This is a genomic window from Microbacterium arborescens (assembly GCF_049707515.1).
GTDB classification, from domain to species: Bacteria; Actinomycetota; Actinomycetes; order Actinomycetales; family Microbacteriaceae; genus Microbacterium; species Microbacterium arborescens_B.
Genome location: NZ_JBNAFI010000001.1, coordinates 199,763 through 213,210, shown reverse-complemented (window position 1 = coordinate 213,210; position 13,448 = coordinate 199,763). Strand labels below are relative to the sequence as shown.

Here is a 13,448-nt window from a genome sequence, read left to right as displayed (position 1 = left end):
GTCGTGCGCGGTTGGAGGGTGTGTTGACGATATCACGGGCGGAATGTAGCGTGTTATCGTGAACATGATCAGTCCCACCGCGGTGTCGCTCGGTGCGGGTGTCGTCAAGCGCTCGACGCGGCTCGACGACGGCCGCGAGCTCATCTACTACGACGACCCCGGCACGACGCTCGGCCCGGAGCGTGGGGTCGATGCCCGCACGCTCGACCCGCGTCCCGAGACGGCGACCATGCGCCAGGACGTCCTGACCGGCGACTGGATCTCGATCGCGGCCTCGCGTCAGAACCGCGCCTTCCTTCCGCCCGCGGAGCTCGACCCGCTCGCCCCCCAGACCCCGACCAACCCCTCCGAGATCCCGTCGCGCTACGACGTCGCGGTCTTCGAGAACAAGTCGCCGTCGTTCGGTCCCGCCCTGACCGAGTCATTCGACGGAGTGCCCGCGGCGTCCGATCCGCCCCGCGGCATCGACGACCTCGCGCACCTCGGGCTGGGACGCACGCGCACCAGCGTCGGACGCACCGAGGTCGTCTGCTTCTCGCCCGAGCACGCCGGCTCGTTCGGCACGCAGACCGTCACGCGCGCCCGCACCGTCATCGAGGCCTGGGCCGACCGCACCGCCGCGCTGTCGGCGCTGCCCGGCATCGAGCAGGTGTTCCCGTTCGAGAACCGTGGTGAGGCGATCGGGGTCACCCTGCCCCACCCGCACGGGCAGATCTACGCCTACCCGTACATCACTCCCCGTACGACGCGTCTGCTCGACTCGATCGACCGCACCGCACCCGACCTGTTCCAGCGCATCCTCGAGTTCGAACAGGCGGGACCGCGCGTCGTTCTGCGCGGTGAGCACTGGACGGCGTTCGTACCCTTCGCGGCGCGCTGGCCGATCGAGGTGCATCTGCTCCCCCACCGTCATGTCGCCGACTTCGCCGAGACGAACGAGGCCGAACGTGACGAGCTGGCGCCGCTGTACCTGCGACTGCTCCGCGGTATCGACGCCCTCTACGAGACGCCGACTCCGTACATCGCCGCCTGGCACCAGGCGCCGGTGCGCCACGCCCGCGACTCCGCGCGCCTGCACCTGCAGCTGACCAGTCCCCGGCGCGCCGCCGACAAGCTCAAGTTCCTCGCCGGGTCCGAAGCCGCCATGGGCGCGTGGATCGGCGACATCCCGCCCGAGACCGCGGCCGTCCGCATCCGCGAGGCCGTAGAAGGAGTGACCCTGTGACCGAGAACGACCCGCGCACCGAAGCGCGCGAGCTGCTGACCTCCCTCGGCGCGACCCCCGCAGGCGAGTGGTCGGCGCCCGGACGCGTCAACCTCATCGGCGAGCACACCGACTACAACGACGGTTTCGTCTTCCCCTTCGCGACGCCCCACCGCACTTACGTTGCTGCCGCGACCCGCAGCGACGGGCGCCTCCGCGTCATCTCGACCTTCGACGCCGTGCCGGTCGAGGTCGCGATCGCCGACCTCGACGCTCTCTTCCCGACGGTGGACGGCGAGCACGCCGTCCCCGAGTGGTCGGCCTACCCGCTCGGCGTCGCGTGGGCACTCATCCAGGCGTCCGGGGCCGACCCGGCCACGCTGACCGGAGCCGACCTCGCGTTCGCCTCCGACGTCCCCGTCGGGGCGGGACTGTCGTCGTCCGCCGCCATCGAAGGCTCCACCGCGTCGGCGCTGAACGAGCTGTGGGACCTCGGGCTCGACCGCGTCGCGCTCGCGCAGGTGGGGCGCCGAGCCGAGAACGAGGCCGTCGGCGCTCCTACAGGCATCATGGACCAGATGGCCTCGATGCTCGGCGAGCCGGATGCCGCCACCTTCCTCGACTGCCGCTCGCTGCAGACCGAGGAGGTCGAGCTCGGCTTCGCCCCCGCCGGCCTCACCCTGCTGGTGATGGACACCAACGTCAAGCACGCCCATTCGACCGGCGGCTACGGCGAGCGCCGCGCCTCGTGCGAGAAGGGCGCCGAGCTGATGGGCGTGCCGATGCTGCGCGACCTGTCCGTCGCCGACCTCGAGCGCGCAGCAGAGGTGCTCGACGACATCACCTTCCGGCGCGTGCGCCATATCGTGACCGAGAACCAGCGGGTGCTCGACACGGTGCAGACGCTCCGCGAGCGGGGCCCGCGGGCCATCGGACCGCTCCTGGATGCCTCGCACGTGTCCATGCGCGACGACTTCGAGATCTCGGTGCCAGAACTCGACCTCGCCGTCGACACGGCTCGCGCCGCCGGCGCGATCGGGGCACGCATGACCGGCGGCGGTTTCGGCGGCGCCGCCATCGCGCTCGTCGAGACCGGCGACGTGGACACCGTCGCGCACGCCGTCGAGAAGGCTTTCGCCGACGCGGGCTACACCGCGCCGACCATCTTCCCGGTCAGCCCGTCGGCGGGCGCGCGACGCGACAGCTGACGGCGACCGCCGAGCCCGCGCGGGCGACGGCGGAGTCCGCTAGCTTCGGACTGTGACCGCGACCGTCTCCGTCTCCCTCCCCAGCGGCGGAGTCCGCGGCCTCCGCCGACCCGACGGCACGCTCGCCTTCCTCGGCATCCCCTACGCGAAACCGCCGGTCGGCGAGCGGCGGTTCGGCGCGCCGGTTCCGGTCGAGACATGGGAGGGCGTGCGGGATGCCACGGCGTACGGGCCGACCCCGCAGCGCGGCGACTACGGCGACACACTGATCCCCGAGCCGTCCATCCCGGGCGACGACACCCTCTCGGTCAACGTCTTCACCCCTGCCGCGTCCGCCGATTCGCGAGCCCGGCGGCTGCCGGTACTCGTGTACATCCACGGCGGCGGTTTCGTTCAGGGGTCGCCGGCGAGCCCGTGGTACGACGGCGGTTCGTTCGCGTCCGCGGGCATCGTCGTGGTGACGGTGTCGTACCGGCTCGGCTTCGACGGCTTCGGACTCATCCCCGGAGCGCCGACCAACCGCGCTGTCCGCGACTGGATCGCAGCGCTCGAGTGGGTGCGGTCGAACGTGTCGGCCTTCGGCGGCGACCCGGACGACGTCACCGTCGCCGGGCAGTCCGCCGGCGGCGGCGCGGTGCTCACCCTTCTCGGGATGCCGTCGGCGCAACCCCTCTTCCATCGCGTGCTGGCCATCTCGGCCGCGCTGACGAACGTGCCGCCCGCCCGCGCAGCGGCGACGACGACGCGACTCGCCGCCCGTCTGGGCGTGCCGCCGACCCGCGACGGGTTCGCGGGCGTCGACGAGCTCGACGTGCTGCGGGCGCAGCAGGCCCTCGAGTCCGAGCGGCACGGCAGCATCGTCGGCTCGGTGCGCACCCGACTCGCGGACGGCCTCACGTGGGGACCGGTCGTGGACGGCGACCTCATCCCGCGGCCCACCCTCGACGCTCTGACATCCGGCATCGGCGCCGACAAGCCCGTGGTGCTCGGAGCGACCGACGACGAGTTCACGATGGTCACCGACGCTCTCGCGGGCACGCTCCGGCTCGTCCCGCCCGTGCTCGCGCTGGCGGTGCTGGGCGTCGGCCACGCGATGCGGTGGCGGTACGTCCGCGACAACCGTGCGCAGCGACGCCTCGGAACAGCGGCGTTCATCGGTCGTTACGCCACCGACCGCGTCTTCCGCGACACGGTCCCGCGGGTCGCAGAAGCCCGGGCCGGAGCTTCCACCTGGACCTACCGCTTCAGCTGGCCCTCGCCGACCAGGCGCTGGGCGCTGCACTGCCTCGACGTGCCGTTCTGGTGGAATCGCCTCGACGCCCCGGGGGTCGCGAAGCTCGCCGGCGACGATCCGCCTCAGGAGCTGGCCGATGCCATGCATGCAGCCGCCGTGGCGCTCGTGCGGTCGGGCGACCCGGGGTGGCCGCGGTGGACTCCGGACGAGCGCGCCACGCGCATGTTCGGCGCGGCCGCATCCGTTCCGACGGTGGTCGCGGACGGCTACGCGTCGGTGCGGGCGCTCGTCGACTGACGCCGACCGGCGACACCCGCGGGCCTCCGCGCCGGGCTCACGGCACGCGCTTCAGCCAGGCCTCCGTGGCGAACTTCGACTCGACGAGGGCTTCTGCCTCGGCGTACTCATCGTCGGAGATCGTCCCCGGCACGGCGCCGTAGCGCTGGGAGAACACCTCGATGAACCGCTCGATGATCGCGTCGCGCGGCAGACCGGTCTGACTGCGGAGCGGATCGACGCGCTTGGCGGCCGAGACCGTGCCCTTGTCGCTGAGCTTCTCGCGACCGATGCGCAACACCTCGGTGAGCACCTGGCCGTCCATGTCGTACGACAGGGTCGCGTGATGCAGCACTCCGCCGTTCGCCAGACGCTTCTGCGCGGCGCCGCCGATCTTGCCCGAGGGTGAGGCGATGTCGTTGAGCGGCTGGTAGGTGGCCTCGATGCCGAGCGAGCGGAGCGCCTCGAGCACCCAGTCGTCGAGGAAGGCGTATGAGTCGGCGAAGGTCAGACCCGCGACGAGGGATGCCGGCACATACAGCGAATACGTCACGATCGAGTTCGCCGCCATCATCATCGCGCCGCCGCCGGAGATCCGGCGCACGACGTCGAAGCCGTGCCGCGCAGCTCCCTCGGGGTCGACCTCGTTGCGATACGACTGGAACGACCCGATGACAACGGCCGACTCGTTCCACTCCCAGATGCGCAGGGTGGGGTTGCGGCGCCCGTCACCGACGCGCGTGGTGAGCACCTCGTCGAGCGCGAGGTTCATGCTCGGCGACACCGCCCGGTCGTGCACGACCTCCCAATCGAACTCGCGCCACCCGGGCGCCGTGATCATCGCGCGGCGAACCGCGGTGCCGACCGATTCGGGGGTGAACCCCAGCAGCTGCGCGCCGTCGGGAAGCGCCGACCGGACGGCGGCCGCGATCGTCGCGACATCCGACTCCTCGGGCAATCCCGTCACGGCCGCGTCGATGTCGGCGAGCGCGTCGTCGGGCTCGAGGAAGAAGTCGCCGGCCAGATGGAAATCGGCGATGCGCCCATCGCGCACCTCGAGGTCGACCACGACCAGCTTTCCCCCGGGCACCTTGTATTCGCCGTGCATGCGTCCAGCCTAGGACCGGGCGGCCCCACCGGCTCGACCCGTCCCGCAGTCGGTCGGAAGATCGATCCCGAGACGGATGCCGTTACACCTCGCGACGGACGACGCCGGCGCCGCCGGTGACGAAAGTGGAGGACATGAACACCACCGATCCCGCCCCCGTCCTCGAAGCCCGCGGCCTCGTGAAGCGCTACGGGTCGCTCACCGCACTCGACCGGGTCGATCTGACGGTTCGCGCCGGCGAGGCCGTCGCCATCATGGGCGCATCGGGGTCGGGGAAGACGACGCTGCTCCACTGTCTCGCCGCCATCATCGCCCCCGACGCCGGCTCTGTGCTCCTGGCAGCCCCCGGGGCTCCCGGCACCGCGGTCACTGCCGCCGAGGAGCTCGTCGGGATGCCCGATGCCGCCCGCTCGGCGGTGCGTCGCAGCCGGTTCGGGTTCGTCTTCCAGGACCACCTGCTCCTGCCCGAGCTCACCGCCGTCGAGAACGCCGCCCTGCCGCTGCTGCTCGTGGGGACCGCCCGCGCCGCTGCCGAGGCTCACGCCGCGGCCTGGCTCGGGGCGCTCGGCCTCGCCGGCATGGAGAACCGCCGCATCGGCGAGCTGTCGGGCGGGCAGGCGCAGCGCGTCGCCATTGCCCGCGCACAGGTCACCGGCGCCCCCGTGGTCTTCGCCGACGAGCCGACCGGAGCCCTCGACTCGTCGACCTCGACGGAGGTGCTCGACGCGCTGCTCCACGCCACGACCGGTCAGGGTCGCAGCCTCGTCGTCGTGACGCACGACGCGGAGGTCGCACGCCGCTGCGACCGCATCCTGCGGATGCGCGACGGACGCGTCGTCGACGCGGCCCCGGTCGCCGCACGTCCGTCCGGGCCCCCGCCGAGGTGACCCGGTGAACGGGATCGGCGCGATGAACGGGGCCGGCACGGCGAACGGGGCCGGCACGGCGAGCACGGCTAGCGCGGCGAGCGGGGCCGGCACGGTGAGCGGGGCCGGCGCGGTGGGCTCAGCGCCCCGCGGTGTGCCGTTGCCCCCGGCTCGACTCGCACCCGCCGAACGGACGCCCGGCGGCCTGCGCCGCGTGGCCTCCCTCACGGTTCTGCTGTCCCGTCCGGCCGGGCAGGGGGCGGCCGCTCTCGTCCTGCCGCTGACCGCCTTCGCCGTGACGACGACGCTCATGCTGATCGTCGCCGGCGGCACGAGGATGTTCCTGACAGATCCGCGAACGGGCGAGTCGGCCTTCCTCTACAGCGTGCTCAGCGTGCTCGCCCTCGCTCTCCTGGCGGTGCCCACGGCGACGCTCGGCGCGGCGGCCGCCCGCCTGTCGAGCCGTCGCCGGAACGACCGCCTGTCGACGCTGCGCCTGCTCGGCGCCACCAACGCCGAGGTCGCCGCGATGGCCGTCGGAGAAGCATCCGTCGTCGCCGTCGCCGGAGCCGTCGTCGGCGCCGGCGCGTACGGCCTCGCGCTGCCGCTGGTGGGCCTGCTGCCCTTCTTCGGCGGCCCCGTGGGTGCGGCGGCGGTCTGGGCCGGCTGGCCCACCGTGCTCGGCGTCGTCGTCGCCGTGGGGCTCATCGCGACGGTGAGCGCCGCCGCGAGCCTGCGCCGCGTACGGCTGACGCCGCTCGGCGTACGTCGTCGCACGGAGGCGCCGCCGCGACGTACCCGCACCCTCGTGATCTCGGGCTTCGGCATCCTCGCCGTCGGCACCGTCGTCGCCCAGTTCAGCAGCGTGTCGACGCTGCTCGCACCGGCCGCCGCGATCGCGCTGCTGCTGGCCCTCTTCGCGGGAGCGCTCGCGCTGGTCAACCTCATCGGAACGCCCATCGTCGCCGCCCGCGGCCGTTCGATGGCGGGTCGCGCCCGGACAGCCGCCCAGCTGATCGCGGGTCGGGAACTGGCGGCCCATGCCGCCACCGCGTGGCGACGCGTGTCGAGCATCGCGATGATCTCGTTCATCGCGGTCGTCGGCGGCAGCGGCATAGCCCTCACCGATCTCGCCGGGGACGAGCCCGGCATGACCCTGTTCGCCGACATCCGCACCGGGGTGCTCGTCACCCTCGCCGCCGGATTCCTTCTCCTCGCCGCGTCCGTGGGCGTCAGTCAGGCGGCCTCGGTGCTCGATGACCGCGAGCTGATCGTGGGCCTGGACCGCCTCGGCATGGAGCCTGCGGAGCTCGCGCGCGCCCGTCGCATCACCGTCATGCTGCCCCTGCGCTGGGCGGCTGCCGGCGGCGCGGTCGTCGGCATCGTGCTGGCCTTCCCCGTCGTGGGCATCAGCGTGGTCGTGGCGCCCCTGACCCTCGCGGTCGTCGCCGCGACCCTGACCGCGGGCTTCGGGGCGGTGGCGCTCGCGCTGCTCGCATCCCGTCCGCTGGTCACCGCGATCCGCCGCGGTGCGGCTGCCTGACACCGGCATCCCCGACTTCCCGGCATCCGCTCCCCGGCGCCCGCCTGCCAGCATCCGCTCACCGGCATCCGGTCCCCCGCTGTCAGCGCGGCGGGAAGCGGCCGTCGAGCCAGGCGAGCAGGTCGGCGTGCACGTCAGCGCGTACCGCCTCGTTGAAGATCTCGTGGCGGGCGCCGGGGTAGACGAGCGTTGTCACATCCGTCAGGCCCGACCGGACGCGGTAGGCGTCGGCGAGACGGTGCACGCTCCGCGGACCGCCCACGGTGTCATCCCGCCCGACCATCAACAGCACCGGGACGTCCGCACCGAGGCCCCGGCGCGGCCGGCCGATGAGCTTGAGCGTCTCGAGCGGACCGAACAGGCGGGGCAGCGGCGTCGTGGTGGTCAGGGGGTCGTCGATGAAGGCGCGCTGCACGTCGGCATCGGTGCTCAACCACTCGACCCCGGTCGCGCCCGGCACCTTCCACGGGCCGTTGAGATCGCCGGAGTTGAGTGATCCGGGCCAGCGCAGCGCCGACCCCGACAGCACGAGCCCCGCGTATGCCTCGGGCCGATCGTCGAACAGCATCTGCGCGAGGAACGACCCCCACGAGTGACCGAGCAGCACGATCGGCGCAGCCGGATGCTCGCGCTCGATGACCCGCGTCAGCTCGGCGCACGCATCGCGGGCGGCGAACAGTCCGCCGCGACCGAGTCTGCCGAGCTTCTTCGGGTCACCGTGCTGCCGGAGGCCGGTGCGGCCGTGGCCGCGGTGGTCGTCGGCGTACACCGTGAACCCGGCGGACGCGAGCACTCCGGCGAGCTCGGCGTAGCGCCCGGCGTGCTCGCCCACGCCGTGGAGTAGCTGCACGACGCCTCGCTGCTCACCCTGCGCGGGATGGATGTCGTAGACGATCGCGACCCCGTGCGCGTCGGTGAACTCGGGCATGCCCGCGATTCTACGTTTTCGGCGGTCGCATTCCGGACCGACCCGACCCTTAGCAAGACTAATGAGCTAGGCTAAGGATCACCGATGAGCTCCTCTCCCCCCACCTCCGCACCCACACCGCCCGCCATCGATCTCGCGCACGAAGCGACCGACCTGCGTATGGCGACCTTCCGCCTCGCCCGGCGCCTGCGAGCCCAGCGCGCCGTCGACTCGATGAGCGACGGGCAGTTCGCCGTGCTCGCCAACCTCCACGTGCACGGACCGCACACCCTCGGCGAGCTCGCCGACCGCGAGCGCGTCTCTGCGCCGTCGATGAACCGCACGGTCAACCACCTCGAAGAACTCGGGTACCTCACGCGCACCCCCGACGGCGACGACCGCCGCAAAGTGAACATCGCGTTGACCGACGACGGGCGCACCGTCGTCGTCGAGACGACGCGTCGCCGCGACTCGTGGCTCGAGCACGCCCTGGAAGACCTCGGACCGGCCGAGCGCGAGACCCTCGCGGCCGCGGCCGTCATCATGCGGGCGGTGGCCGACCGATGAGCTCCGCGATGTTCCGCTCCTTCTCGGTGTTCAACTACCGGGTGTGGTTCTTCGGCGCCCTGGTGTCGAACGTCGGCGCCTGGATGCAGGCGACAGCCCTCAGCTGGGTGGTCCTGACGGGCCTCACCGACAACGACGCCGGCGCGATGGGCGTCACGATGGCCCTGCAGTTCGCGCCGCCTCTCCTGCTCGTCGGCGTCACCGGATGGGTCGCCGACCGCTTCGACCGTCGCCGCCTGCTGGTGGTCACTCAGAGCGCGCTGCTGGTCGTCGGCCTCATCATCGGCACGCTGCTGCTCACCGGCGTGATGACCCTGCCGCTGATGTACGCCTTCGCGTTCGGCCTCGGCCTGATCTCGGCCTTCGACAACCCGGCTCGTCAGGCGTTCGTCTCCGACATCGTCGCTCGCGAGATCGCCGCCAACGCGGTCGCGCTCAATGCGGCATCCTTCAACGGGGCCCGCATGATCGGTCCGGCCGTCGCGGGAATCGTGATCGTCGCCGTCGGCACCGGCTGGGTGTTCTTCATCAACGCGGCGACCTTCCTCGCGATGATCGTCGCGCTCTTCCTCATCCGCCCGGGCGAGCTCATCCCCCGCGCGACGACAGCCGGCGCCGCGCGCCTCGCCGACGGCTTCCGGTACGTCCGCGGACGCCCCGACCTCATGGTGGCCTTCGCCATGGTGTTCCTCCTCGGCGCGTTCGGGATGAACTTCCCGATCTTCGCGTCGACCATGGCGATCGAGTTCGGGCGCGACGCCGACGGCTACGGCCTGCTCAGCTCGATCCTCGCCATCGGTTCGCTCGCCGGCGCGCTCCTGGCGGCACGGCGCGACCGCGCCCGCATCCGCGTCGTCATCTTCGGCGCCGGACTGTTCGCCGTCGCCGCCGCCGTGTCGGCGTTCATGCCGACGTACTGGCTGTACGCGCTCACGCTGATGTTCACCGGATTCGCGGTCGTGACGACCCTGACGACGGCGAACGGCTACGTGCAGACCACGACCGACCCGGCGCTGCGGGGCCGGGTGCTGGCGCTCTACATGGCGATCCTCATGGGCGGCACCCCCATCGGCGCACCCATCGTCGGCTGGGTCGCCGACGAGTTCGGCCCGCGTGCGGCCATCGGCCTCGGCGCCATCGCGGCCCTCGTCGCGTTCGGCGTGGGTGCCACCTGGATGCTCGTGTCGGGGCGTGTGCACCGCTCGAGTTCGCGCCGGTTCGCCCTCTCGCTCGACGAGACGCGCCCGATCTCGGTCATCGCCCCCGAGGAGTTCAGCGACGAGGTCGCCGGCACGACCGCGATCCCGCTGCCCGACGCCCCGGCCGCCGACCGCCCCCGGCGCTGACAGGGTCCAGCCGGCACCACGGCCATTGCCCGGGCCGCACCCGCTGACGCCCTGCTCGAAGGCGCGCCCACTGGCACCTGATACATCCGCCGGACGGGTGGGGCTGGTGAGCGTTCGCACCGCCTCATCGACCCCACCCGTCACTCCGGCCCTGCAGATGTAGCGGAGCCTCGCGTCCGAGCGGGTCGGCGTCAGCACATGCGCGCGAGGTAGGGCACGTCGTAGGTCGCGTGGTAGCCCACGCCGTCCAGCCACTGGTACGCGGTGACCTTCGCCGTCCCCGGCACGAGCGAGTCGCGGCCCGAGTCGAAGAGCTTGTACGCCGCGTCGCCCGCGGCGACCTTCCGCTGAGCGTGCTCGCCGCCGACCGCGGCCAACCGCACATCGGCGGGCGCATCCGCCTGGTTGGCGGCGTGGACGGCGACGTGCACCGCCCCGTTCACGCACTGCGAACGCGCGCTGACCCGAAGCGGCACCGGTTGCCCGGCGCGCACCGCGGCGATCGCCGACGGTCGCGACTCGGCCCCGGTGCCGTACTGGCCTTCGGCCGAGACGACGGCCGTCCACTGGCCCTGCGGCACGCCGGCGAATCGCGCGGTGCGCACCTCGGCACCGACCCGCTGCTCGAGCGCCTCGCCTGCCGCCGAGCGCAGCGTGACGATGTAGCCGGTCACCGCGGCGCCGGCATCCGTCGCCTTCCAGCTGACGTTGACCCCGGCCGAGTCGACCCCGATGCCGGGTGCCGCGAGCGGAGCGGGCGCCGGCCGCAGCGGCACGCCGGCGAAGTCCATCCCGGATGCGAGGTGGAAGCCGGTGTAGCTCGGCTGGTTGTAGGCCGTCTGCTGGCGGGCGACCTCGGCGCGGTACTGCGGATCGTGCATGAGCGTGTAGAGCTTGTGCCCGGTCAGCTCGGTCGAGACGTAGACGCGCAGCGCGGCGGAGTCGGCGGTGCGGACGACGAGCTCCTCGCGCCAGTCGCCCAGCACGTCGGCGACGAGGCCGGGGTTGCCCTTCGTGCCGTTGTTGGTGAGCGTCCCGGATGCCGTCAGCACGGTGCCCCGCGTCCAGTCGTCGATCGTGGGCGTCACGGCGCCGCTCCCGTTGACGAGCTGCGTCGTGAGGTCGCCGGCCCAACGGATCGACGCGTTCGTGCCGGGCGTCGCCGTCGAGAGCACATCTCCCTGGGCGGTGAGGAGGCCGGAAGCGTCCGTCCCTCCGGGCATGCTCGACCACACCTCGGTTCCGGCGACGTCGGGGCGCACGTCGCCGATCATCCCGCGCCCGGTGTCGCGGCCCGAATAGGCGCCGAACACGACCTCGCCGGTCGCGGCATCCCGAAGCGCTGAACCGTACGGCGCGTATGCGCCGCCCTCGTGGACGGTGAAGACCTCCAGGCCGGGGCGGGCCGGGTCGATGTCGGTGACGTGCATCGCGTCGCCGTGACCGAGGCGTGCCGTCTCACCCGGTGTCGCCGACCCCGCGGGCATCTCGGCGGACGAGCTGTAGAGCAGGGCGCCGTCGTCGTCGAGCGTCGCCGAGCCGTAGACGATCTCGTGACGGCCGTCGCCGTCGACGTCCGCGGCCGACATGCTGTGGAAGCCCTGCGTCGTGATCGAGCCGTACACCGGATCGCTGCCGTCGACACCGTGCGGCCCGTCATTGAACGGGTTGGTCATCGGGGCGTGCCCGCTGTCGACGAACCAGCGCTTCTCGAGGTTCTGGCCGTCCCAGTCGTAGGTCGCGACGGTCGTACGGGTGTAGTAGCCGCGCGCGAAGACCGCCGACGGACGCTCGCCGTCGAGGTAGGCGACGCCGGCGAGGAACCGGTCGACGCGGTTGCCCGGCTCGATGCGCGCCATCGCGTAGTCGCCCCACAGCAGGCCGTCGTCGCCGCGACCCGGCTCGTAGCGCACGGTCTGCAGCTCGGCTCCGCTCTCGCCGTCGAAGACGGTGAGGTACTCGGGACCGTCGAGGATGAAGCCCTCGAAGTTTCGCAGCGCGTTGCGGGCGCTGCGGCTCGGCGCGTAGACGTCGATGAAGTGGTCGACGAGCGCGCGGGCGTCCGTCTCGGACAGCGGGTAGTCGTAGCGCTGCTCGGTGCCGAACGCCTCTTCGAGCGTCGCGGGCCACTGGCCCGACACGACCTCGTCGCGGGTCGACCATCCGCGGAACATCTCCACGAGGTGGTCTGCGTAGTCCTCGGCGCTCATCCGGTAGTCGTCGGAGTGGGCGTAGCCTGCGGCGACATCGTCCTCCGGCATCGTGATGAACTGCTCCGACGCCACCGACCCGTCGTCGGCGTAGGTGATCGACTTCGTGCCGGGCGCGGTCTTGAGCATCGTCTCCGAGCGACCGTCGCCGTCGAAGTCGTACACGAGGAACTGCGTGTAGTGCGCGCCCGCGCGGATGTTCGGCCCGAGATCGAGTCGGTTCAGCAGCTGCCCCTCGAGGCTGTAGGTGTCGATGTAGACGCCACCGGTGTAGCCGACCTGCGAGACGTCCTTGGCGTTCGAGGGGTCCCACTTCACGACGAACTCGTACTGCCCGTCTCCGTCGACGTCGCCGACCGAGACGTCGTTCGCCGCGTAGGTGTACGCCTCACCCGCCGGCGTCACCCCGTCGTCCGGGCGCTGCAAGTCGATGTCGAGGAAGCCGTCGCCCATCGCGACCGCGGGTTCGCTGGCGGGCGCCTCGATTCCCGCCGTCACGGCGGCGACGCGGTAGACGGATGCCGCGGTGCCGGCGTCGTCGCGGAAGTTCGTGCTGTCGGTGACGGTGGCGATGGGCTCGTCGTCGCGGTAGACGACGAAGTCCGCGCCGGTCAGGCCGGTCTCCCCCGCCCCGCTGGCCTCACCGGCGAGCAACCGCCAGCTGAGGAAGACCCCCTCGTTCGTCGCGACCGCCACGAGACCGCGGTCGAGGCTCTCGAGCCGGGGCACCGCCGCCGCCGCGGCCCCGGGCGGCTCGGCACCTGCGGCCGGGAGGGCGACGAATCCTGCGGCGGCGAGGGTCCCCACCGTCAGGCCGGCGAGCAGTGTCGAGCGGAGTCTGTTCTTCATCGAATCGATCCCATCGGAATACGCTTTCCTGCGTGTGTGATGAGCCTAAGCGAAGGCTCAGGTCAGCCCGATGAGGCTTCTCTCATCCCCCTTCCCTCCCCCTCCTCCCCACGAGGGTGCGCATCCGCGC

Annotated in this window: 10 protein-coding genes; 7 read left to right on the top strand and 3 right to left on the bottom strand. The window is 72.1% G+C overall.

Annotated features, from left to right (window positions below; all coding sequences use genetic code 11):
* Positions 1 to 64 precede the first annotated feature (64 nt).
* From galT to ACPYN5_RS00880, 3 genes are read left to right on the top strand one after another with little or no spacing between them, the layout of a single operon-like run.
* Positions 65 to 1,225: a galactose-1-phosphate uridylyltransferase gene (gene galT, locus ACPYN5_RS00890; protein ID WP_424447665.1), complete on the top strand. Its 1,161-nt coding sequence runs from the start codon at positions 65 to 67 to the stop codon at positions 1,223 to 1,225.
* Positions 1,222 to 2,412: a galactokinase gene (gene galK / locus ACPYN5_RS00885; RefSeq protein ID WP_424447105.1), complete on the top strand. Its 1,191-nt coding sequence runs from the start codon at positions 1,222 to 1,224 to the stop codon at positions 2,410 to 2,412. The genes galT and galK overlap by 4 nt, the downstream gene beginning before the upstream one ends.
* Positions 2,413 to 2,464: 52 nt before the next feature.
* Positions 2,465 to 3,943, top strand: coding sequence for a carboxylesterase/lipase family protein (locus ACPYN5_RS00880; protein WP_424447104.1), 1,479 nt, complete (start codon positions 2,465 to 2,467; stop codon positions 3,941 to 3,943).
* A 37-nt stretch (positions 3,944 to 3,980) separates the two neighbouring features.
* Here ACPYN5_RS00880 and lplAB read toward each other — a convergent pair whose 3' ends face one another.
* On the bottom strand, positions 3,981 to 5,030 hold the full coding sequence (gene lplAB, locus ACPYN5_RS00875; protein WP_424447103.1) for a lipoate-protein ligase LplAB: 1,050 nt from the start codon (positions 5,028 to 5,030) through the stop codon (positions 3,981 to 3,983).
* 134 nt (positions 5,031 to 5,164) lie between these two features.
* On the opposite strand from lplAB, the gene ACPYN5_RS00870 reads away from it, so the two are divergent.
* Together ACPYN5_RS00870 and ACPYN5_RS00865 are read left to right on the top strand one after the other, a co-directional pair.
* Complete coding sequence (locus ACPYN5_RS00870) at positions 5,165 to 5,917, top strand: ABC transporter ATP-binding protein (RefSeq protein ID WP_424447102.1); 753 nt, start codon at positions 5,165 to 5,167, stop codon at positions 5,915 to 5,917.
* A 193-nt stretch (positions 5,918 to 6,110) separates the two neighbouring features.
* Complete coding sequence (locus ACPYN5_RS00865) at positions 6,111 to 7,439, top strand: FtsX-like permease family protein (protein ID WP_424447101.1); 1,329 nt, start codon at positions 6,111 to 6,113, stop codon at positions 7,437 to 7,439.
* An 82-nt stretch (positions 7,440 to 7,521) separates the two neighbouring features.
* On the opposite strand, the gene ACPYN5_RS00860 is transcribed toward ACPYN5_RS00865, so the two are convergent.
* On the bottom strand, positions 7,522 to 8,367 hold the full coding sequence (locus ACPYN5_RS00860; RefSeq protein WP_424447100.1) for an alpha/beta fold hydrolase: 846 nt from the start codon (positions 8,365 to 8,367) through the stop codon (positions 7,522 to 7,524).
* Positions 8,368 to 8,451: 84 nt separating this feature from the next.
* Between ACPYN5_RS00860 and ACPYN5_RS00855 the strand changes: the two genes are divergently transcribed.
* On the top strand, positions 8,452 to 8,913 hold the full coding sequence (locus ACPYN5_RS00855) for a MarR family winged helix-turn-helix transcriptional regulator (protein ID WP_424447099.1): 462 nt from the start codon (positions 8,452 to 8,454) through the stop codon (positions 8,911 to 8,913).
* An 8-nt stretch (positions 8,914 to 8,921) separates the two neighbouring features.
* Positions 8,922 to 10,259 (top strand): MFS transporter, encoded by a 1,338-nt coding sequence (locus tag ACPYN5_RS00850; protein ID WP_424447098.1) that lies wholly within the window; start codon positions 8,922 to 8,924, stop codon positions 10,257 to 10,259.
* 191 nt (positions 10,260 to 10,450) lie between these two features.
* On the opposite strand, the gene ACPYN5_RS00845 is transcribed toward ACPYN5_RS00850, so the two are convergent.
* Positions 10,451 to 13,318, bottom strand: coding sequence for a rhamnogalacturonan lyase (locus ACPYN5_RS00845; RefSeq protein ID WP_424447097.1), 2,868 nt, complete (start codon positions 13,316 to 13,318; stop codon positions 10,451 to 10,453).
* Positions 13,319 to 13,448: the final 130 nt, after the last annotated feature.